We start from the raw sequence: 22,532 nt of genomic DNA, 5'->3' as shown, positions 1-22,532 counted from the left end.
TTCAGCCTCTTTTCACTAATTTGTTATTATCATACAGTGAATAATGGCGAGATGCAATGAAACCCTCGCCATTTATCTACTGCAAAGCTCTTGATAGATTGCGTATATTTCGTCAAATGTAGTAGAACGTAAATGATCGTCCGCCATGTCCTCGACGTAACGCGACAATGAATCGAAATCCTCTTCATCCTTCGGGAAACCGGCATCGACAAACATTCTATCTGCAAACAACGCCTTTACATCATCTTTTCCACCGCCACGGTAGCGTAGCGCGAAATGGTAAAAGGATCGATCCATCGTCGTCACCTACTTTCACTCAAATAGTCCTTTGTATTCTTCATAGCCTTCTTTTTCTAGGTCACTCACTGGAACGAAGCGCAATGCAGCGGAGTTGATACAATAACGTAACCCGCCTTGTTCTGTTGGTCCGTCAGGAAATACATGTCCTAAGTGAGAATCCGCTGTCTTACTGCGTACTTCCGTGCGGCGCATACCGTGAGCTGTATCGAAATGCTCGGTTACTTCTACGGCTTCGATTGGCTTCGTGAAGCTTGGCCATCCGCAACCTGCGTCGTATTTATCGTTCGAGCTGAATAACGGTTTGCCTGATACGATGTCTACATAGATTCCGTCTTCGTAGTGTGCATCATATTCATTACGAAACGGTGGTTCTGTTCCGCTTTCTTGCGTCACATGATATTGCATCTCTGTTAATTCAGTACGTAAGTCTTTTTTCATGAACGATTCCCCCAATTTTCTTCGATAAATCCTGCACGACCTGATCCGACAGTGTAACGCGCGTAGTGATCCGGGTTCTTTTCATAATACTGCTGGTGATATTCTTCAGCTGGATAGAATACTTCCGCTGGGAAAATATCTGTCACAATCGGTGCGCTAAACTTGCCGCTGTCTTGTAAAGCTTGCTTCGATTGTTCTGCTGCTTGTTGTTGCTCGTCCGAGTGTGTGTAGATCGCTGACTTATACGATTCACCACGATCATGGAATTGGCCGCCTGCGTCAGTAGGATCGATTACTTGCCAGAAAACAGTCAATAATTCTTCATAACTGATGACGCTATCGTCGAATTCGATCTCTACAGCTTCTCGGTGACCCGTTGTATTGGAACAAACTTCTTTGTACGTTGGATTGATGGTATGTCCTCCAGTATAACCACTCGTTACGGAATGTACTCCGTCGTATTGGTCGAACGGCTTGACCATGCACCAGAAGCATCCGCCTGCGAAAGTTGCGAGTTGTGTTGTCATAGTAATTGCCCCCTTAGTTTTTCGGTATCAATACTTCCAATATAATCTCATCTTGTGCTAAATTCACTTCTTTTGCCTTCACTTGGACGTCTCCCGAGATCGGCAAGTCTTTTAAATCGATGAAAATTTCTTCTTCTTTCGGTCGAACGACCATCCATTTTGGCAGCTCAACTGAACTCTTCAATAATTTCAATACCGTAGAAGGAGGTACATTCAATTGTCCTAATTCCATGGACGATTGTTTGAGAATTAAGTTTCCATCTTTTCGTACGATGGGATCAAAATGCATGGCAAGCGGTAATGTATGCGAGAACACCGTAAGTTCAGACGTTAACAATACATCGTCGCGCATTTCTAATTCCACTGGCAACTTGCCTTTTACCGCTTTTCTAATATATGTGTTTGCTATTCCTTCAAAATTCACTTTGGTTGTATTGAGTGCCAAAGTATAGCCTTCCCCTTTTGCCTCTTTATCTTCCGGTAGGGGGGGAGAAGCGGTAGCACCACTGATGAGGATAATTACTCCCACGAGCGCCGCTGCCACTATTCCTGCCAGGCTGAAAAACGCTACTTTCCAAATATTCATATTGTACTTCACTCCACTTCCAGGTCAACCGCTGAACAGCTTTTAATTTCTCTTACAAAACGCTTTTCCATCAAATCATATCCTTTACTATTAGGATGGAAGAAGTCTGTGTGATAAACCAGGTTTTCATTCGAATTAAATAAATCTTTTACCGGAACAAAGCAAGCCATGCCGTCTTGTTCCACTTGTTCTTCAATTGAGCGGTTCCAGTCAGCGATAATGTCTTCGAACTCCTGTACCTCGTCCGTTACGACGGAGAACGGATTGTAAAGACCCGCCACGATAATCGGTGCATCGGGGTTATACAGACGCAAAATCTCGAACAACTCTTCAATTCTATTTTCGAATTTACCGAGCGCCTTATAGAAATCAGACATTTTCATCTGCATGAAGTTCCCTTTGACGACTTTCATGATGTCATTGCCACCGATCGTAAAGACGATATAATCTGCCTGAATGATCGCTTCTTGTACGTCTTCATCTTGCAATTGCTTTAAAAACTGGTCGCTGCGCCGTCCGCGTTTCGCTAAATTCACGGCGTCCACTTCCATAATGCCTTTCCATTGTTCCATGTCCGACGTCAAACGGCCGAAATATCCGCCTTCTTTACGTTCATCGCCGACTCCTTGTGTCAATGAATCACCTAGCCCTAAGACGTTCACACGTTTTGGGATAAAAGTTTCTGGCACAATAAACGGATCGAACGCAACGGTATCACGTTCCGCAAGCGTCGTCTCTTTTTTGCTGAATGGGGCCTGGCACCCTGCTAAGAACAATGAAAAGACGAGACCTAGCACTAGCATTCTTCTCATAATGTCATATCCTTTGTAGTTAGTATCACTCGGTGTAATACATGAATCCGATCGCGCCTTCTCCTGTATGGGTACTGACGATCGGTGTTGTAAATGTCAGCATCACGTGAATCCCCATCTCTTCTATCTTGCTTTTGAGCGGTTCCGCCATCGCCAGACCGTTTGCATGGGCAATCCCAACACTACGAATTACTTTCCCTGCTGTTTCTTTCTTAAACTCATCAAATAAATACGAGACTACTTGTTTATGGCTGCGCACTTTTGCGACGGGCGAATAGACCCCGTCTTTAAGCGACGCAATAGGTTTGATATTCATAAGGGAACCGAACATTGCTTTCCCTTTGCCGATACGTCCGCCTTTTACCATGTTATCTAGGACATCCAGTACGACGAATAAAGAGGAACTTTTACGTACATGATCAATTGCCTCCACAATCTCCGCTACTGTTTTGCCTTCTTCAGCCAGTCGGCATGCTTCAAGCACTTGGAACGACAATGCGTGCGAAATATACATCGAGTCGATGACGGTAACATCTGCGTCTGAAGCACGAGCTGCGGTCTCTGCGGATTTCACTGTACCGCTCATGCCACCGGTCATATGAATCGAGATGATTTGCGAGCCATCCGCTCCCAGTTCATCATAGAGAGTCTGGAATACACCCACTGCCGGCTGTGAACTTTTTGGTAATTCTTTTGCGTCGCGCATCAAGTTGAGAAATTCTTCCGGTTGGAGTTCTACGCCGTCAATATAAGACTTGTCATTGACGATTAGTGTTAAAGGTACAACATGGATATTGTATTGAGCAATCACTTCATCCGTTAAATCTGCAGTGGAATCCGTGACGATATGAATTTTTTTCATGATTTCTATCTCCTTCGCGTGTGGCTTTTGCGATTTTTATCGCTGTATTTGGTATAGTGTGTTGCAGGAGGTGCAATTATGGAAGAATCATTCGATTACAAGAATCTGCGGGAAGAACGCTGGAACGCAATTACGCATGCCATCGGGTTCTTACTCAGCATACCTGCACTAGTCTTGCTGATCTTAAAAGGTGTGAAACAAGGTACCGGAATCGCTATTACAAGTTACACGATCTTCGGCGTGTCCATGTTGTTACTATTTCTCGCAAGTACACTATTACATAGTATGCCGGTCAAGTTGAAATCTTTTTTCGCGATTCTCGACCATTCCGCCATTTATGTACTGATTGCCGGAACGTATACGCCATTTTTGCTTGTCACCTTAAAAGGGGCACTCGGCTGGACGTTATTTGGCATCATCTGGGGATTGACCTTGTTCGGTATCTTGTTCAAGGTCTTTTACATTCACCGCTTTGCCAAACTATCACTTGCACTCTATCTCATAATGGGCTGGCTCATCGTGTTAGCGATCAAACCATTATATAACGCACTGCCGCCAGAAGGCGTATGGTTGCTTGTGATCGGTGGGTTGCTCTATACAGCGGGTGCGTACTTCTTCATGTCACGCCGTGTACCGTATAATCACGCGATCTGGCACCTATTCGTTATGGCAGGCAGCGCATCTATGTTCTTTAGCGTTCTTCTCTATGTATAGAGAAGAGCGTTATTTTTTATCCCAAATTTGGTACGTGTACGCAGTGCCGTCTTTCGCATAATGCGGCTGAGACTTACTTGTTAACGCGTAGTCTTCTTCGTATTCCGGGAAAAATGTATCACCCGGATAATTTTTCTCGATGACCGTCACATACAATCTGTCGGCATTATCTGCCATCGACATCTTGAAAATCTCCGCGCCACCGATAACCATCACTTCGTCCGCATAGTCTTTCGCGAGTTTTACCGCGCTGTCCATATTATGAACGACCGTTACCCCGTCCGCTTCATAATCTTCATTTCGCGTAATGACGATATTTAATCGACCTTTTAACGGACGACCAATCGATTCAAACGTTTTGCGTCCCATAATCATCGCCTTGCCCATCGTCTTCTCTTTAAAGTATTGTAGCTCTTCCGGAATATACCACGGCATCTCATTGTCCTTGCCGATCACTCGGCCTAGGTCATGTGCCACTAATAATGAAATCATCGTATGTCCTCCTTATACTGCGATTGGTGCTTTAATTCTCGGATGCGGATCATAACCTTCGATCGAAATATCTTCCGTCGTCAAATCAAAGATCGAACGACCGTCGTAATTGACTTTCAATGTCGGTAATTCTTTCGGCTCTCTCGCTAATTGCTCGTGCACTTGATCAATATGGTTCTGATACAAGTGAGCGTCTCCTAATGTATGGACGAATTCGCCTACTTCTAAACCACATTCATGTGCAATTAAATGAATGAGTAATGCATACGACGCGATGTTAAACGGTACACCTAAGAAGACGTCCGCGCTGCGCTGATAGAGCTGGCATGATAACTTGCCGTCCGCCACGTAGAACTGGAACAGTAAGTGGCATGGTGGCAACGCCATATCATCCACTTCAGCTGGATTCCATGCCGTGACGATGTGGCGGCGAGAGTCCGGATTGTTTTTGATGCTGTCGATCACTTGTGCAAGCTGATCGATGACACCGTTCGCACTATCCCATGCTCTCCATTGCTTACCGTAGACAGGACCTAGATCCCCGTGCTCGTTCGCAAATTCTTCGTCCGCTAAGATTTTCTCTTTAAATGATGCGAGCTCCGCTTTGTACGTAACCGCGAATTCTTCATCCTTCAGTACACGGCGACCAAAATCCGTCATATCCGGTCCTGTATACGCTTCACTATTCACATACCGCTCAAATGCCCATTCATCCCAAATACCGTTACGTTCTTGAATCAACGTGCGGATATTCGTATCACCTTTTATAAACCATAGTAATTCCGAGACAATTAGACGAAACGCCGTCTTTTTTGTCGTTAATAAAGGAAATCCTTGCGCTAAATCAAAACGCATCTGATACCCGAAGACACTGTATGTCCCCGTACCCGTACGATCTCCCTTTTTTGTTCCTGTATCCAGAATATGTTGACATAGATCTAAATATTGCTTCATGCTTCAAGCTCCCTCTTCTGAAATTACACCTATTATAACATTGTTTGTGTTAGTACAAAGAGAAAGACATTGGAATTGGGTACAAAAAAACACACCGGGAAACGACCGGTCAAGAAAGCCGTTTTACGGTGTGATGCAAATTCTATTAAAAATAATTTATTTCTTCTTGCTTCTAATTTTACCTACTATGTATTCTTGAATAAAATAAATAATAAGCAAGCGAGTTTGTATTTGTGTCACATCTTTTGATTTCATATTTTCTTTCTCTTCATTGTCTTTCACACTTTTATTTATGCAAAGAGTACTTCTTTTGATATCTGCTATTTCCTCTTCAAGCTCCGCAATTTTTTTGGCAGTTTGAATCCTTCTAGAAGAGTCATCAATTTTATCAGTTTGATATTTTTCTTTAGTTACTAAGTGAAAGTCGCTTTTGGGAACTTTTAAAAAATCTATGAAATTAGAGCAGGCTTCGAATGTAGACAATACAATCAATAAAAATTGTCCTATAGTCAGTTTATCAGGTATATCGAAACCAATACTTTTTATACTATCGCCATCTACAGTAACATCCAGTAAAAATGTTCCAAAGGCTAAAAGTATATAAAAAGCAAATTTAAATATTGCAAAATATTTTTCAAAGTTGTTTATTTGGGATTTGAATACTATACCGATAATTCCTCCGGCTAAAATCAGAATAATAATAGGTAATATCAAAGGCGAGTACACATCAAGATCCAACTTCAAAACATCCATTTGATCACCTCGTTTCACTTTTCTCTACGTTCCCGCATTGTGACAGGTTTCACTTGTCTTTACACAATTCTAGCCTGGCAAACCTAAGAGAACTAAAGAATTGTCTTATTTACTCAACAATGTTTCTGCTCAAATCAAAAAACCGCATAAAACCAATCTCCTGCAAACTTGGTTTCACACGGTTTTTATTCAATTCAATTTCCTCTAAACAAAACTTCAACATCTTACGAAAGCCATTTCGGGGGTGTGTTCTTCGACCAGTAAATATCCCCAACTGAATGGTGCGCCACAAATCCATCATCCGCTGTATGGTAATGGAAGTTATAGAAGTAGCCGTCAACCGGTCGCTTTTCCGTCCGAACGTGGAATTTGATCAGATCTTCATTCGCTGTCTTGTCGTAGACGTGAAAAATCTTTTCCGCATAATCGCCTGAAGGCTGCTCAGTGATGGCGAGACGGCGATCTGCTGCATTATGTACGGTCGTTTGGATCACGGCTTCGATTCGTGGGAAAATCTCGTGATCGAATTCATTCTGGATTACGGGGCCGATACGCTGTCCGAATTTTTCATACGTTAATAGACGCGCGTGTGCGACCAATTGTTGTTCTCTAGTGTAGCTGTCTAGTGTCAGTAAGTCATCTCGGTTGTCTTGCAGTTCAAGGGAATACTCCATGCCTTCTGCGTGGGTTCCAGATTCATTTGGTTCATTCTTATCCGTAAAGTTTGTCCAAATTTCATGATTGGGTGTAATGACGCCCAGTGTCAACACGGCGACAGATGCGATCATCAGCCGCTGTAACCATTGCTTCATTTCCATCACTCCTTCAACATTCCGTCATACATCTACATAACTCATACGAAAAGCGTCACAAAAGGTTTCATCTTTTACTATTTCATTGTACAATAAAGTCAAACTTCAATCATCAATATTCACAAAATGTTCTCTGATTGCAAGTTAAGCGGATTTCAATTAACGCGCTACATATAAAGGAGGTCGCAACAATGGATGTTAACTTTCTACTAGGTATTGGTATGCTTGTATTGACTTTGTACTTGAGCTCCCTTAATTTCACGCACTAATTCAAAAGCGAAGAACGCCCTTTAGACGCAACAGACTGGCGTTATGTAAAAAACACAAAAAGACTGTATGGCTTAATAAAAAGCTATACAGTCTTTTTTCTATGTTAGTCGTTACGTAAAGAAATGAGAGCGCGCTAAAGCCCATTTCATTTCTCCAACACACCATAATGTACTTTCGTATATGGGCGAATTTGCTGAATAAAGCCGAAGCGTTCAAACATCGGTGACTGGTAGTGATCTTTCAGTACGACTCGTCGTCTACATACGCGCAAAGCTTCTGTAACCCATTGTTCAGTGACAGTATCCGTCACGCCAATTTCCCGTAGCACTTCAAAATTGGAAGACTCTTCAATCGGTGTCGTGAACATCGGGTCGAGGAATACGACGTCGCGTGAGTTCGCTTCGCAAGTTTTCAAGAACTCTACAGCTTCCGCATGAATGACTTGGATCCGTCTCATCGCTTCTTGTAGTAGTGGAAAGTCGATCGGAAAATTGTGCAATCCGACTTGGGTGAGAAACGCGATGATTGGGTCCGCTTCGATCCCTTCAACTGATCCTTGTTCTCCCACAGCACTCGCTGCAATAATCGCATCGGAGCCTAGACCGAGCGTACAGTCGAGGAAAGAGTCTCCTAGCTTTAGATCAGCCGCCACCACGAGTGGATCTGCTTCGCCTTTTAGAATACGTTTCAGGCGATAGGTGGCAGAGTTCGGATGAAAGAAGAACGGTTCGGTACCGTCTTTTTTGTAAAACGAATAGCGGTCCTTCCCCGCCACTAAGACATCCGCTTGATAGATGTCTTGGAGTGTAGGGATAGACCGCTTTTTCCGTTCGACGACAGGTGCCTGTAACGCGTCCGCTGCTTGATGCATCAGTACAGTGGACTGTTCATCTGGGCGTCCTGCTGTCGTAATAATCACGTTCACTGAGCAACAACTTTAGTTAAGACGTCGACGAGATGTTCTTTAATTTGATCTTTTTGGAAGTTTTCGATTTGTTCACGTGGAATAAAGTAAGCCACTTTGCCTTCATTCCAAATTGCGATGGATGGTGAACTTGGTGGGATTTCTGGGAAGTACGAACGGAATGTTTCCGTCGCTTCTTTATCTTGTCCAGCAAACACCGTAAATAGGTGATCCGGTTTTACTTCTTCTATTGCCTCGCGTACTGCTGGACGTGCTAAACCTGCTGCACATCCACATACCGAGTTGATCATGATGATCGCTGAACCTTCCAAGTCTTTAAGCGTATCGTTGACTTCATCAGCCGTTGTTAGTTCTGTAAATCCTGCAGTCGTTAGTTCTTCGCGCATCGGTGTAACGATTCCGCGCATGTACTCATCATAAGCGTTCATTTGAATATCTCCGCCTTTCGTGGGGTTAAGTGTTTTACGTCGTACTGACTTCAATAGTAAAGGATAGAAGGAATTATTTCACGTGATTGAGTTGGCGGATGCTAGATTATTGCATTTGCTAATATTCTCTAGGTGAATAATCGACTATATGAATCATCATTCATTTATGGTAAAGTAATCTTACTATTCTATAAAAATGATAAGGAGTGTGAAATATGGGGGAATTACTAGATAAGATCGCGGTCGTAACAGGTGCAGCACAAGGAATCGGTGAGAAGATAGCCGCACGTTTACTCAATGACGGGGCAACAGTAATCATTTTAGATGTCAATTTCGAAAAATTGGAACGAACAGCTTCGGCGTTGTATGCCTCAGGTGAGAACGTCTACCCTATGAAGTGCAACGTAGCCGATCCAGAAGATGTTTCGAAAACGTTCTCTACGATTTACGAGAAGTTCGGCAAGATCGATATATTGGTCAATAACGCAGGTATAACGAGGGATGCATTTTTCCATAAAATGACGCCCGAGCAGTGGCATTCTGTACTGGACGTTAATCTCAACAGCATGTTTTATACGTGCCAAGCGGTCATTCCGCAAATGCGTAAACAACAGTACGGTAAGATCGTCAATGTCTCCTCTTCTTCCAGCTGGGGCAACATGGGACAAGGAAATTACAGTGCATCAAAAGCAGGTGTACTTGGTTTGACTCGAACGCTAGCTAAAGAAAACGGTGCTAAGCAGATAACGGTCAATGCGGTTGCACCAGGACAGATCAATACCGATATGACGAAAGATTTGCCGGATGATGTAAAGAAAATGGCGACGATGTTAACGCCGGCGGGTCGTATGGGTGACCCTGCGGAAGTTGCTTCAGTGGTTGCATTTTTAGCTTCAGATGATTCGAGTTTTGTTAACGGAGAGTGTATTAGTGTCAGTGGCGGATTTTTGATGGTGTAAGTGAAAATATACCTGCGTGAGAACTTCTCGATTGTCCTCACACAGGTATATTTTTTATGTTAAACGCTTGCTTAGAGGCTTGAATCTAATAGCTTTTTGCAGTCTAGGAATCAATAGAATAGACAGAATCGTAACTCCGATATCCAGTGGTAAATACGCAACCATCCAAGACCAAGCAAGTGCATAACTGAAGCCAGCAGGCGCTTCTACCCAGTATACATACGCAAAATACATATAATTCGTACCGATTATGTAGTTCACTGCTATTGCGAGAAAACCTGCACCCGCATAACTAAACCACGATGGTTTACGCTCGAAAAACTTCCCTACGAAATAAGCTACAAAGATAAAAGAAATAATGTAACCAAACGTCGGGCTAATGAAACTACCGAGTCCCCCTTTAAATTGTGCAAAAATCGGAGCACCTGCCAACCCAATAAATAAATACGCAAACATAGACAAGGCCCCTAATCGGCTACCTAGTAATCCCCCTGCCAATATTGCAAATAGCAACTGAAGCGTGACTGGCACACCTCCAATCGTCAGTAGAGGCGCTATGTTCGCTCCCACCCCCATCAATGCCGCAAATAATGCGCAAAGTACAAGTTCTTTTGCTTTCATTTTCTAATCCTCCTACTTTCTATTGTTGTCTCACAATTTATATGTTAACATAATTTAGTATTTAGTTAACCTATATTTTCAAAAGGAGTTTATAACGTGTCGATATTATTCATTACCGGAACAGATACTGATGCCGGAAAAACCGTAGCCACTGTGTTACTCAGTGAATTTTTATCTACGAACGGTCGGAATTTCGTCCCGTTTAAACCTATCCAAACAGGAGCGATTTTACGCAATGACAGCTTTGCGGCGCCGGATAGTATGACCTATGGTATGGCATCGGACAAAGAACAACTCTCCCCCGACTATTTATTCACTACACCTTGCTCGCCTCACTTGGCTGCCAGTTTGGAAGACGTACAAATCGATATTAATAGACTGACACAAACGGTGAAGAAGCATAGTGAAAGGTATGACGGCATCGTAGTAGAAGGAGCTGGGGGGCTATATGTTCCGCTAACCTCAGCAGGGTATTGCATGATTGATTGGCTGGCAGAATTGATGGCACCTGTGGTATTAGTGGCACGAGCGGGTGTTGGGACGATTAACCACACACTCCTTTCAATCGAAGCAATGAAAGCAAGAGGGATTCGAATCGCAGGGCTTTTATTCAATGATACGGCGCAAGACTCCCCACATATCATCAAAGACAATGTGGAAATGATCTATAAGCTGAGCGGTATCCCAGTGATTGGGATCATTCCCTATCAGAAAGACATTCAAGAAACGCTGATGGATTCGGAAAAGAAAAAGAAATGTTATAAAGAATGGGATTTTACAATTTTAGAGGAGGCGTTACAGAGTGGAAGCAAATCAATTACTTAAGAAAAGTAAGCAATATATGTGGCTGCCATTTACACAGATGTCGGATTACGAGAAAGATCCGCTTATCATTGCAAGCGGAGAAGGCGTGACAGTGACGGATATACATGGCAAAACGTATTTGGATGGCTATTCCTCATTGTGGCTAAATGTACATGGCCACCGAAAAAAGGAATTAGATGAAGCCATACAAACGCAACTGCAGTCCATTGCGCATTCAACGTTACTCGGAGCAGCAAATATACCTTCAATTTTGCTGGCAGAGAAATTAGTGAAATTAGTTCCCGAAAGATTGACCCGCGTGTTTTACTCGGATAGTGGCGCGACATCTGTTGAGATAGCGGTGAAGATGGCGTATCAGTATTGGCAGAATAAAGGTCTCGAGAAAAAAACACGCTTTGTGACAGTTAGCAACGGATATCACGGTGATACGGTCGGGACGATGAGTGTCGGTTCGATTGAACTGTATCATAAAGTCTATACTTCCCTATTATTTGATGCACTCGTCATTCCATTCCCATCCGTTTACCGCCACCCTTCAGGTGATGAGAATATCGTGCGAGATGAAAGTCTACGGGAACTGCGTTTGTTATTTGAAGAACGCCATGAAGAAATTGCAGGAATGGTGCTTGAGCCGATGATTCAAGGAGCTGGCGGAATGAATACAATGCCAGCAGGTTATTTAAAAGGCGTTGAACAATTGTGCAATGAATTTAACGTTTTACTGATTGTCGATGAAGTAGCTACCGGTTTCGGACGCACTGGGAAAATGTTCGCTGTCGAGCATGAAGGAATCCAGCCCGATCTCATGACTGTAGCAAAAGGACTTACAGGGGGCTATTTGCCAGTCGCCGCAACATTTGCGACGGAAGAAATCTACGATGCGTTTTATGGAGAATATGAAGAAATGAAAACATTCTTCCATGGACATTCATACACAGGGAACCAGCTCGGATGTGCAGTAGCGCTAGCTAACTTGGAAATATTCGAGAAAGAGCAACTGGTAAAGCAGGCAGAAGAAAAGTCTATGTTGCTTAAGGAATTGCTAGTGGACGTCAAGCAACTTTCACATGTAGGAGATGTTAGACAATGTGGCTTGATGTGCGGAATTGAAATCGTGAAAGACAAGCACACAAAAGAGTCTTTCCCATTAGAAAGCCGTGTAGCTTACCGAGCTACACTGGAAATGAGAAAGCTCGGTTTGCTGACAAGGCCGCTCGGGGATGTCATTGTCCTGATGCCGCCTCTTGCTACATCAAATGAACAGTTAGCAGAAATGGTTGCTCTAATGACGGAAGGTATTCAGGCAGTGACAGAAGAATTGGTGGCTATGAGTAGTATTCAGCAATAACTACAAAATTTATAAAGACTGCACTAGAAACCACCATCGTTTCTAGCGCAGTCTTTCTTAAAACAGATATAAGTTAATTATCACTTTACAAACCGCTCCACCATTTCCCTAGTTACATTAAAACGTGGTTCCGTTACATCGCCATCTACTTCCTCTACTCCAATTAATACGGAAATCACCCGTTCTCCATTGAATACCCCACTGCCCGTAAAACACGAACCTGCCGCATCGGTATATCCAGTCTTTAATCCATCGATGCCAGCCATTTGCATACGCATACCAGGCAACAATAAATTCGTATTCCACATCTTCATTCCTTCATCAGACATGAAGTGCGTCATACTGGCGAATTCCAATACTTCAGGATGCGTGGCGATGAGTCGGTCAGCGATCACTGCCATATCATGAGCGGTTGCCAAATTGTTTTTATCATCACCCCTGCCAAGATAATTGCCATCTAAGCCATGTGGATTATAGAAAACAGTTTTCTTTAGCTTAAACGCACGTGCTTGTTCATTCATGATCGCAACGAAATCCTCTTCTGTCCCTGCCACAATTTCAGCTAACGCAAGCGCTGCATCATTTGCTGAAATGACCGTCATCGCTGTAAATAGTTCACGTACTGTATAACTTTCATTCGCTTTCATGCCGAGCTTCGCAGCGCTAGCGAACTGTGCCATATCCATCACGGTGGGACTTGGTTGGTAGGTAGTTTCCCAGGAAATCGTGCCGTTTTTGATCGTATTCAAAACGATATATTGTGTCATTAATTTTGTCATGCTAGCAATCGGTAATGGTTTGTTACTATTTTTCTCATATAACACCTCACCTGTATGTGCATTCAAGAGAATCATGGCCTTCGACGAGGCACTCCAATTTTCATCAATCAATTGCACATCGTTCCATTGGGTAACAACCGCATAGATCCCCAAACAGATGAGTAACACCAGTAGTAATTTCTTCATGTATACACCCGCCTATACTATTCATTATGAAGGAGAAGTCTGAAGAATGGTAGCAGACGTTTCTTAAGATTGTATGAAGAATAACAAAATAAATTAACTGTAGAAAACATGCTCTACTTTTAGTGAAATGGTTTCATTTAGTTTCCCTAGTAGAAAATCGGCAGACCGCTAGTAGGTTATTTATTACTAGAAAATTCGTCGCTCGCTAACTACTTTAGAACTGAATTTCGAAATCCGAAATATAATCTACTTATATATGTAAGCGTTTGCTATAATCTAACTATTCAGGCTATCACGCTATTAGAATGTGATAATCTAACTTAATTGGAAAGGAGAGCGACTGCTAGGATAAAGTAAAAACATTTCTGAAAGGGTGAAGTGATTGAAGAAACGATTGAATTGGATTCTAGTGCTTCCATTGAGTTTTTTACTTTTATTCAGTACATTACCAGGAACTATACTTGCTAGTGATTGGGATACGGACTATTCAAATTATCGTCAAGTAGCAACTGGACTTGATGGTATGGTAACGACAGCGCATCCATTAGCATCGAAAGTCGGTGCCGATGTATTAGCGAATGGCGGGAATGCGATTGACGCCGCTGTTGCTATCCAATTTGCACTGAACGTGACAGAGCCTATGATGTCTGGTATTGGTGGCGGAGGATTCCTCATGTATTATGATGCCAACACGGATAAAACACAGATCATCAACAGCCGTGAACGCGCACCAGCAGGAGCTACTCCTACCATGTTTTTAGATGATAAAGGCGAACCCATCCCCTTCTCTAAACGAGTGGAAGGTGGAAATTCAGTCGGTGTCCCAGGAACGTTAAAAGGACTAGAGGAAGCACTTTCACGCTTTGGTACTCTTCCAATGTCTGAATTAATTGATCCTGCAATTGACTTGGCTCGAAACGGTTTCCCCATTGACTCGGTATTAGCGGAAGCTATTGAAGAAAATAAGTTGAAACTAGCTTTTAAAGAGTCTGGAAAAATATTCGTACCTGACGGCAAGCCTATGCGCGAAGGTGACCTATTAGTACAAAAAGACTTGGCGAAAACATTTGAATTAATTAAAAACCAAGGTACAGATGTATTCTATAAAGGAGAAATTGCACAAGCTATCGCGGGCGCAGTACAACAATATGGCGGCACTATGACACCTGAAGATTTACGTACATACGCGATTACGATGGACGATCCCATTTGGGGCGATTACAAAGGCTATCAGATTGCTAGCATGCCACCCCCTAGCTCTGGAGGCGTCTTCCTTCTTCAGATGCTTGGTATTCTGGATCACTTCAATCTTTCCCAATATAACGTAAAATCATGGCAGAAATATCACCTACTTGCGGAAACTATGCATCTCGCATATGCTGACCGTGCCATCTATGCTGGAGATCCTGATTTTGTCGATGTTCCACTAAAAGGACTATTGAATCCACAATATATCCAGGAACGCACGAACTTGATCAACTTGGATCACATGATGAAAGATCCAAAAGCTGGCGACCCATGGAAGTATGAAAACAAACCGAATGCAACTGTAGCTACAGTACAGCCTGCCCCAGACAAACTCGGTGAAACGACGCACTACTCTGTAACGGATCAATGGGGCAATGTTGTCTCTAACACGACAACTATTGAACAACTATTTGGTAGCGGAATCATGGTGCCAGGTTACGGAATTGTCCTAAATAACGAACTAACAGACTTTGACGCAGTACCAGGCGGAGCGAACCAAGTAGAACCGAATAAGCGTCCACTCAGTAGCATGACACCAACTATCGTATTTGAAGATGGCAAGCCGGTTCTCTCGGTTGGTTCCCCCGGTGGACCGACAATTATCACATCTGTTTTGCAAACGATTATTCACTCGATTGAATATGGTATGGAGCTAAAAGCCGCTGTAGAAGAGCCTAGAATCTATACGAACAGCACATCAACCTATCGTTATGAAAGCGAGATTCCACAACAAACAATGGATTACTTACGTGTACTCGGTCATCAATTTGGTGACAAGCCGACTACGATCGGGAATGTACAAAGTATTCTAATCGACCAAAAGGAAGGCGTCTATAAAGGCGTTGCTGATTCCAGCCGTAATGGAGCCGCAATTGGTGTAAGTAAATAAATTACCTACTATTATAGAAAAAGCATCTTATTCCCTGCTATATCAGCTAGGGACAAGGTGCTTTTTTTAGTGAAACATCTTTCGTGCGGAAAATATTCCTGTGCATTTCTGTACCAATCTTTGGCTTCCTAACCTAGACGCAGAAACACATTTTAAAATCACAAAAGAAATCAGTTGAATTCCAGTTTTATGGGCATAATAGCTAATAAAAAGCGTTACTGGAAAAGAGGTAAATCGTGAAAACAAGCTGGAATATTTTTAAATTGGATTTGAAGCATATTAGTAAAAACTGGGTAGCTGCCCTATTGATTGGCGGGTTAACTTTTTTACCGTCTTTATATGCCTGGCTGAATATCTACGCAACATGGGACCCTTATGCCCATACCGACCAATTACCTGTCGCGATTGTCAATGAAGATGAAGGCGCGATGGTGCGTGACAAACAGATTGATGTCGGTAAAGAACTAATAAATACTTTACAAGATAATAAAGAGATGGATTGGTCATTTACTACAAGTGAGGAAGCAATGGACGGCGTAGAATACGGTGACTATTTTGCGGCGATTTTTATTCCAAAAGACTTCTCTAGCAAACTTGCGACAGTCACTTCAGGAGAGCCTGAAAAAGCGGAAATCCATTATTTCGTCAATGAAAAATTGAATTCTATCGCACCTAAAATAACGGAAAAAGGCGCTTCTGTCATTGTAGACAAAGTAAGCCGCCGTTTTATCTCTACGGTCAATGGTGTGGTACTCGATTTGTTTAATGAACTTGGAATAGAAATCGAGAAAGATTTACCTGATATCAAGAAATTCGAGCAATACATCTTCGACATTCAAAAGCAATTACCAGCGATTCACAAGACACTGGAAGGAATTGTAACTGATGCCAACTCTGCGAAACAAATTATCAACAAAGCCCAACAGTTACTGCCTGAAGCGAAACGAACTACGAATTCAGGACTGAAAACGATTAATGATACGTTGGATCAGCTGACAACAGCGCAGAACCGACTACAAGCAGCTGCACCACGTATTACAGCGGATGTGGAGAAAATCACTGCTATTACGAATGAAACCAATGATTTTCTCAAACAAATTCAGCAACTATCACCTGACTTTACTGAATGGAATCGCACGAAACAAGCAGTTGACGATCGTCTAACTGGCAGTATCGAAAAACTAGAAGGACTTCAGCAAGACCTTCAGAACATAAAGAATGTAGCTGAACAATTGAATGGTGAACAAGCAAATGCAACAGATGCCACTCTCTCCCAACCAATAGACGCGGCATTACTAAAAGTCGACAATCTTAAAAATCTACTAAATGAAATTCAACAAAATGCACGTACAATGGACTCACTTATGCAAGGTGAAGAAGAGCGGCTACGCAATAGTATAAATGATTTGCAAAAGATTGCCGAGAACACTTCCATGAAAGCCGATTCATTCCTAAAAGAATACACCGACACGATAGAACCTTACATTCGCAAAGAAATTGCCCAGGCATTAAAGACACTAACTAGTGCCAAAGCGTTGCTGACTGAAGTACAGAACGCCATTCCCGAAGTACAACAAACATTAACTAGTGCTGATCAACACTTGACGCAAGGTAAACAGCAAGTCGAGAGCGCGTTAAACCAATACCCATATGTCTACGAGAAAGTGAACCAACTGGCAAATCGTATTGAGGATATTCAAGGTACGACAGATATTAATGAAATCATCGACTTACTGCAAAATAATCCACAAGCGGAGCGGAGCTTCTTTGAGGAACCGATTGTATTAAATGAAACGAAGCTGTTCCCGATCAAAAATTACGGTACCGGCATGACACCTTTTTATACGGTACTTTCCATTTGGGTCGGTTGTTTACTATTAATTTCTTTACTCTCTACAGACATTAGCCGTGAAGGTACATTCACATCTAGACAAATTTATGTAGGCCGGCTTTTTACATTCGGTTTGATCGGCTGCATACAGACGCTGATCGTGACGACCGGCGATATCCTACTTCTTGGTGTAACCGTCAAAGAGCCGATCGCATTTTTCTTGTTTGGGATATTAATTAGTATTGTATTCATGTCGATCGTCTATACGCTCGTCTCGGTGTTCGGTGATGTTGGCAAAGCAATGGCCATTGTCTTACTCGTGCTACAGATTGCAGGATCTGGTGGCACGTATCCGATTATGCTGCTACCTTCATTTTTCCAGTGGATCAACCCTTTCCTACCTTTCACATACGCAATTGACTTGATGAGAGAGTCCGTTGGAGGAATCGTCTGGGCCCGAACTATAAAGGATCTGTTGTTTTTAGTAGTAGTTGGATTGGTATTCATTACATTCGGTATAGTATTCAAAGAAAAAATGAATAAAGCAACCCATCATCTTTTAGCGAAATCACGTGAAACCGATCTATTTCATTAAATTGTTGCATATAATGTGTCTGCTGAATAAAGAGTGTTTCTTTGACCGCTCTATAGCAGCATTCGGTTATGGTGATTTATATGATATTCAACGGAAATAATATGCAACACAAAAAACCTCCCTACATTGGTAAGGAGGTTTTACGTCGTGTTAACTACTATATAATATTTCAGCGCGTCTGGAGATTCCCACTATAAAAAGTATCCTGTTGAACCCGTTGAATTTCAAAATTAAAACCTCGATGTTTCTAAACAAGTTTATCTTTATTTGTAAAAGCATCACTTTCAATACAAAAAGACGACAATCCATTCAGGTTCGAATGAATCGTCGTCTTTTGATTTTTGAGAAATCAAAGCGTATAGTGACATTGATTTTTCACATGCTAATTTAGCTGGTTAGAACCGATTACTTCGTATAACCGTTCATTTGTGATTGAGCCTGACGCACTAATCGCTTTGTAATTTCTCCGCCGACGGATCCGTTGGCACGCGATGTGGAGTCTGGTCCAAGGTTTACACCGAATTCGTTAGCGATTTCTTCCTTCATTTGGTTGATCGCCTGTTGTACGCCTGGAACTAAAAGTTGGTTTGAGTTGCTGTTGCTGTTGTTGTTTGGCATGTTGTCCACCTCCTTCTGACAATAGAATGAGCAATTTTCGAAATATCATACATCGAGAGTAAAAAAGTTTTTAAAGCAATTACTTCAAAGGTTTAACCATAGTTCTACTACCGACATCAACACATATTGACTTTCTTTTTGAATAAACATACTATCGAAACAACATACATAATGGAGGAACTTACATGACAAATGAACTTCAACAAGCAATCCAACTACTTAAAAGTACACAATGGGTTGACTTGACCCACACATTCGGACCCGATTCCCCTCACTTTTCTGCTTTTGACGCAGCAGAATTCGAAACACTCTTCACGCACGATGATGGATTCTTTGCTCAGAGCTTCAAAATGGCGGGTCAATATGGAACACATATCGACGCACCGATTCACTTCGTACGCGATACACGCTATCTCGATGAGCTCGAGCTAAAAGAACTTGTATTACCATTAGTCGTAATGGATTTCTCTAAACAAGCACAAGAAGATCATGACTTCACAATAACTATAGAAGACATTAAATCATTTGAAGAACAGCATGGCCGAATTGAAGCAGACACATTCGTTGCATTGCGCACGGATTGGAGTAAGCGTTGGCCAGATCATGAAGCTTTCTGCAATAAAGACACCGAAGGGAATAACCGAATCCCTGGTTGGGGATTAGAGGCACTAGAGTTTTTATTCAATGAACGCGGTATACAAGCAGTTGGACACGAAACATTCGATACTGATTCAGCGATGGACTTCCAAAAGCACCAAGCGCTCCGCGGAGAATATTTTGTATTGGAGCAAGATACCTATCAAGTGGAATTGATGACGAACCTCGACCAATTGCCTGCTAAAGGTGCCGTGATTTTCAACATTATGCCGAAACCCGAAAAAGCTTCTGGTTTTCCCGTCCGCAGTTTTGCGATATTGCCGTAAATACTAAAAGGTGTTGCTGTGCACATTTCAGCGTTAGCAAGACCTTTTCTATTTCATATATAAAGGTTGCTGAAATCTAAAACTTCGGTAATGTAAAATTTCTATTTTCACGTAATTATTTATCTGATTATTGCGTGCATTAATCACATTAAGGGTATGTACTGAATAGTAAGCAAAAATGAGTGAGGTGAGTTATTTGGCAAACTTCAATGAAGATTCCATAAAACTACAAGCAGAGTTACAACCATCAGATCTAAAAAAAGTGGTAGACTACTCGATATTTTCATTCGAATCAACAGAACAAGTGGAAAAACTGACAAATATCGTTGGGCAACAACGCGCGCGGTCCGTGATGAATTTTGGTCTACACGTGAATAAACCTGGATATAATCTATATGTTGCAGGGATTGAAGGTGTGGGAAAAACGTCGTTTGTCACTACCGTCGTACATGACTTTTCAGAGAAAGAAACTACCCTCTTTGACTGGTGTTATGTAAACAACTTTGAAGATGAGTACAAACCTAAAGTGCTAAAACTCCCTGTTGGATTCGGTAAGCAACTTCAAAAATCGATGGAAGACCTATTGAAGGATTTAAAAGTAGATATTCCCACTTCTTTTAATGAAGATAATCGATTAAAGAATCGTTCATCGATCATTCGAAAGTATAAAGATCAAATGGACGAAGTATATAAACAGACCAATGAAGTAGCCGCAGAGAACGGATTTATACTAAAACAATCCGATTCCACGATCGCTACGATTCCGATGGGCGAAGACGGAAAACCTATAAGTGAGGAAGCTTATAATGCATTAAATGAGGAACAACTCGCAGCCATTGAAAGTAAATCTGCCAAATTACAAGAAATTATTCTAGAAGCGACGAAAACGATACTACGTTTTGAACAAGATTTGAAGAAATCCTTAGCCGGCTATGATCATCAAACAGCCATTACGACCATCGATTTTCATATTGATGAATTAAAAAAGAATTATAAAGACTGCCCTGAAGTGATGCACTATATTAAAGCAGTACGAAAAGATCTCGTAAATAACTTTCACACGTTTTTACCTAGTCCATCTAAAAAGGATGAAAAACAGCTAGGCAATCTGTTCAAAGACGAGAATCAAGCGCTAAAAAAATATACGATAAACGTGTTAGTTGATAATAGCGAAACTACAGGCATGCCCGTCATATCTGCAGATAATCCTACCTTTTATAACCTAATGGGTAAAGTGGAATATGAAAACCGTATGGGTGTTATGAGTACTGATTTCACGAAAATAAAACCCGGCTATTTACATGAGGCAAACGGAGGGTATCTTCTCATTCAAGCGAAAGATATATTTTCGAAGAGCCAAGCATGGGAAGGCTTAAAAAGAGCATTATTAATCCATAAATTACAAATTGAAAATATAGGTGAACATGCGAGCATCATTGCTACCGCTTCCGTTAACCCAGACCCAATTCATCTTGACGTAAAAGTGATTATTATTGGAAATATGGATATTTATCAAGCGCTTTACCATCACGATGAGGATTTCCGTAAACTCTTTAAAATCCGTGTAGACTTTGATGTGGAAATGAAATACAACCAAGATAATATTGCAGGGTTAGTTAGTTTCATTCATACCCATTGTAAAAAACACGGACTTCGGCATTTTGATCCGACAGCTGTGGCAAAAATTATTGAATACAGTTCACGTATCGCAGGCGATCAAAATAAATTATCCACTCGTTTTAATTTACAAGTAGAATTGCTTTATGAAGCGGATGCATGGGCAAGCATCATGGGAGACGACCTCGTTTCGGCCAAACATATAGAAAAAGCCATTCAAGAAAAGAGATATCGTTCAAACTTATATGAAGAAAAAATTCAAGCGAGTATTGACGAAGGCAGCATTTTAATTGATACGACCGGAGAAAAGATTGGACAAGTAAATGGCTTGGCGGTCTATGATTTAGGACAATATCATTTCGGTAAACCATCGCGTATTACAGCCACTACATTTATGGGGAAGAAAGGCTTTGTCAATATTGAAAGAGAAAGCCAAATGAGCGGAAATACACATAATAAAGGTGTTTATATATTAGGAGGTTATTTAGGACAAAAATTTGCGCAAAAGTATCCGTTAGTACTGACTGCGCATATCGCTTTTGAACAATCTTATGGTGGTGTGGATGGTGATAGCGCATCAAGCACAGAATTATATGCGATTCTTTCAAGCTTGGCGGAAATTCCAATCAAGCAAGGATTAGCTGTAACTGGCTCCGTCAATCAAAACGGAGAAATTCAGCCAATTGGTGGCGTTAATGAGAAAATTGAAGGTTTCTATAATGTATGTAAAAGTAGAGGCTTAACGGGCAAACAAGGCGTCCTCATCCCCCACCAAAACGTAAAAAACTTGATGCTGAATGATGAAGTCATTGAATCCGTTCGTGGTGGACAGTTCCATATTTATAAAGTGCGAACGATTGAAGAAGGAATCGAACTATTAACCGGTATACCGGCAGGACATCCGAATGAACATGGTGACTATGATAAAGAAACCGTCTATGGAAAAGCTGCAGCTAAATTACGTCTGTTTATGGAATTTGCCAAAGAACAAGAGAATTGAAATAGGATCTGCATATGAAACGCTCGAGAAGGTTAGACTTCATGAGCATTTCTAGTGCAGATCCTTTCTTTGATTACAATCCTGTATTTCATCAGATTATTCAGTCATCCGTAATAAACCACCGAAATCCTCCTATGTATTTCCAACCAGCTTACATTTCCAAGTCAATTCTGTTACATTTCCTTCAAAGCTGTCGAAAGGTTGTACAATGAATATACGA

Annotated in this window: 23 protein-coding genes; 8 read left to right on the top strand and 15 right to left on the bottom strand. The window is 41.7% G+C overall.

The genetic code is table 11. From position 1 onward, the window contains the following. Positions 1 to 72 precede the first annotated feature (72 nt). From CSV64_RS02185 to CSV64_RS02160, 6 genes are read right to left on the bottom strand one after another with little or no spacing between them, the layout of a single operon-like run. Positions 73 to 297: a YozE family protein gene (locus CSV64_RS02185; RefSeq protein WP_099633422.1), complete on the bottom strand. Its 225-nt coding sequence runs from the start codon at positions 295 to 297 to the stop codon at positions 73 to 75. 15 nt (positions 298 to 312) lie between these two features. Then, positions 313 to 738 carry a peptide-methionine (R)-S-oxide reductase MsrB gene (gene msrB, locus CSV64_RS02180; RefSeq protein ID WP_099633421.1) on the bottom strand — a complete coding sequence of 142 codons (426 nt, stop codon included), beginning with the start codon at positions 736 to 738 and terminating at the stop codon, positions 313 to 315. Further along, positions 735 to 1,271 (bottom strand): peptide-methionine (S)-S-oxide reductase MsrA, encoded by a 537-nt coding sequence (gene msrA / locus CSV64_RS02175; protein ID WP_199168399.1) that lies wholly within the window; start codon positions 1,269 to 1,271, stop codon positions 735 to 737. The genes msrB and msrA overlap by 4 nt, the downstream gene beginning before the upstream one ends. 7 nt (positions 1,272 to 1,278) lie before the next feature. After that, positions 1,279 to 1,851 (bottom strand): YpmS family protein, encoded by a 573-nt coding sequence (locus tag CSV64_RS02170; protein ID WP_099633419.1) that lies wholly within the window; start codon positions 1,849 to 1,851, stop codon positions 1,279 to 1,281. 8 nt (positions 1,852 to 1,859) lie between these two features. Further along, positions 1,860 to 2,663 (bottom strand): GDSL-type esterase/lipase family protein, encoded by an 804-nt coding sequence (locus tag CSV64_RS02165; RefSeq protein ID WP_099633418.1) that lies wholly within the window; start codon positions 2,661 to 2,663, stop codon positions 1,860 to 1,862. Between the two features lie 25 nt (positions 2,664 to 2,688). Next, positions 2,689 to 3,525 (bottom strand): DegV family protein, encoded by an 837-nt coding sequence (locus CSV64_RS02160; RefSeq protein ID WP_099633417.1) that lies wholly within the window; start codon positions 3,523 to 3,525, stop codon positions 2,689 to 2,691. Positions 3,526 to 3,603: 78 nt separating this feature from the next. On the opposite strand from CSV64_RS02160, the gene trhA reads away from it, so the two are divergent. Further along, a complete protein-coding gene (trhA, locus tag CSV64_RS02155; protein WP_099633416.1) occupies positions 3,604 to 4,239 on the top strand; it encodes a PAQR family membrane homeostasis protein TrhA in 636 nt (211 codons plus the stop codon). Between the two features lie 9 nt (positions 4,240 to 4,248). On the opposite strand, the gene CSV64_RS02150 is transcribed toward trhA, so the two are convergent. From CSV64_RS02150 to CSV64_RS02125, 6 genes are all read right to left on the bottom strand, one after another. Beyond that, entirely contained in the window at positions 4,249 to 4,731 is a 483-nt protein-coding gene (locus CSV64_RS02150; RefSeq protein WP_099633415.1) for a dihydrofolate reductase, read from the bottom strand. Between the two features lie 12 nt (positions 4,732 to 4,743). After that, complete coding sequence (locus CSV64_RS02145; RefSeq protein WP_099633414.1) at positions 4,744 to 5,685, bottom strand: thymidylate synthase; 942 nt, start codon at positions 5,683 to 5,685, stop codon at positions 4,744 to 4,746. Positions 5,686 to 5,841: 156 nt separating this feature from the next. Then, a complete protein-coding gene (locus tag CSV64_RS02140) occupies positions 5,842 to 6,438 on the bottom strand; it encodes a hypothetical protein (RefSeq protein WP_099633413.1) in 597 nt (198 codons plus the stop codon). Between the two features lie 224 nt (positions 6,439 to 6,662). Continuing rightward, positions 6,663 to 7,250: a YpjP family protein gene (locus CSV64_RS02135; protein ID WP_099633412.1), complete on the bottom strand. Its 588-nt coding sequence runs from the start codon at positions 7,248 to 7,250 to the stop codon at positions 6,663 to 6,665. Between the two features lie 415 nt (positions 7,251 to 7,665). Further along, positions 7,666 to 8,445: a class I SAM-dependent methyltransferase gene (locus CSV64_RS02130; protein WP_233190390.1), complete on the bottom strand. Its 780-nt coding sequence runs from the start codon at positions 8,443 to 8,445 to the stop codon at positions 7,666 to 7,668. After that, on the bottom strand, positions 8,442 to 8,873 hold the full coding sequence (locus CSV64_RS02125; protein WP_099633411.1) for a BrxA/BrxB family bacilliredoxin: 432 nt from the start codon (positions 8,871 to 8,873) through the stop codon (positions 8,442 to 8,444). The genes CSV64_RS02130 and CSV64_RS02125 overlap by 4 nt, the downstream gene beginning before the upstream one ends. A gap of 215 nt (positions 8,874 to 9,088) precedes the next feature. On the opposite strand from CSV64_RS02125, the gene fabG reads away from it, so the two are divergent. Next, a complete protein-coding gene (gene fabG / locus CSV64_RS02120; RefSeq protein WP_099633410.1) occupies positions 9,089 to 9,832 on the top strand; it encodes a 3-oxoacyl-ACP reductase FabG in 744 nt (247 codons plus the stop codon). A 54-nt stretch (positions 9,833 to 9,886) separates the two neighbouring features. Here fabG and CSV64_RS02115 read toward each other — a convergent pair whose 3' ends face one another. After that, a complete protein-coding gene (locus CSV64_RS02115; protein ID WP_099633409.1) occupies positions 9,887 to 10,453 on the bottom strand; it encodes a biotin transporter BioY in 567 nt (188 codons plus the stop codon). A 96-nt stretch (positions 10,454 to 10,549) separates the two neighbouring features. Here CSV64_RS02115 and bioD point away from each other — a divergent pair, with 96 nt between their 5' ends. Both bioD and bioA read left to right on the top strand, forming a co-directional pair. After that, positions 10,550 to 11,278 carry a dethiobiotin synthase gene (gene bioD / locus CSV64_RS02110; RefSeq protein ID WP_158232999.1) on the top strand — a complete coding sequence of 243 codons (729 nt, stop codon included), beginning with the start codon at positions 10,550 to 10,552 and terminating at the stop codon, positions 11,276 to 11,278. Positions 11,279 to 11,294: 16 nt separating this feature from the next. Next, the gene (gene bioA / locus CSV64_RS02105) at positions 11,295 to 12,626 is read left to right on the top strand and encodes an adenosylmethionine--8-amino-7-oxononanoate transaminase (RefSeq protein WP_233190400.1); all 1,332 of its coding nucleotides are present in this window, start codon (positions 11,295 to 11,297) and stop codon (positions 12,624 to 12,626) included. An 80-nt stretch (positions 12,627 to 12,706) separates the two neighbouring features. Here bioA and CSV64_RS02100 read toward each other — a convergent pair whose 3' ends face one another. After that, positions 12,707 to 13,591, bottom strand: a complete 885-nt coding sequence (locus CSV64_RS02100) for a D-alanyl-D-alanine carboxypeptidase family protein (RefSeq protein ID WP_099633406.1) — start codon at positions 13,589 to 13,591, stop codon at positions 12,707 to 12,709. Between the two features lie 382 nt (positions 13,592 to 13,973). Here CSV64_RS02100 and ggt point away from each other — a divergent pair, with 382 nt between their 5' ends. Both ggt and CSV64_RS02090 read left to right on the top strand, forming a co-directional pair. Beyond that, a complete protein-coding gene (ggt, locus tag CSV64_RS02095; protein WP_199168383.1) occupies positions 13,974 to 15,728 on the top strand; it encodes a gamma-glutamyltransferase in 1,755 nt (584 codons plus the stop codon). 236 nt (positions 15,729 to 15,964) lie between these two features. Then, positions 15,965 to 18,154 (top strand): YhgE/Pip domain-containing protein, encoded by a 2,190-nt coding sequence (locus CSV64_RS02090; RefSeq protein ID WP_099633405.1) that lies wholly within the window; start codon positions 15,965 to 15,967, stop codon positions 18,152 to 18,154. A gap of 405 nt (positions 18,155 to 18,559) precedes the next feature. Here the strand turns inward: CSV64_RS02090 and CSV64_RS02085 are convergent, their stop codons facing one another. Beyond that, complete coding sequence (locus CSV64_RS02085) at positions 18,560 to 18,772, bottom strand: alpha/beta-type small acid-soluble spore protein (protein WP_099633404.1); 213 nt, start codon at positions 18,770 to 18,772, stop codon at positions 18,560 to 18,562. Positions 18,773 to 18,957: 185 nt separating this feature from the next. Here CSV64_RS02085 and CSV64_RS02080 point away from each other — a divergent pair, with 185 nt between their 5' ends. Then, on the top strand, positions 18,958 to 19,695 hold the full coding sequence (locus tag CSV64_RS02080) for a cyclase family protein (protein WP_099633403.1): 738 nt from the start codon (positions 18,958 to 18,960) through the stop codon (positions 19,693 to 19,695). A 196-nt stretch (positions 19,696 to 19,891) separates the two neighbouring features. After that, positions 19,892 to 22,312 carry a Lon protease family protein gene (locus CSV64_RS02075; protein ID WP_158232998.1) on the top strand — a complete coding sequence of 807 codons (2,421 nt, stop codon included), beginning with the start codon at positions 19,892 to 19,894 and terminating at the stop codon, positions 22,310 to 22,312. Positions 22,313 to 22,532 lie beyond the last annotated feature (220 nt).

Source organism: Sporosarcina sp. P32b, from assembly GCF_002743335.1.
Classification (GTDB): domain Bacteria; phylum Bacillota; class Bacilli; order Bacillales_A; family Planococcaceae; genus Sporosarcina.
Note: the sequence above shows the minus strand (reverse complement) of the source record. Positions and strands in the feature narration are given on the sequence as shown.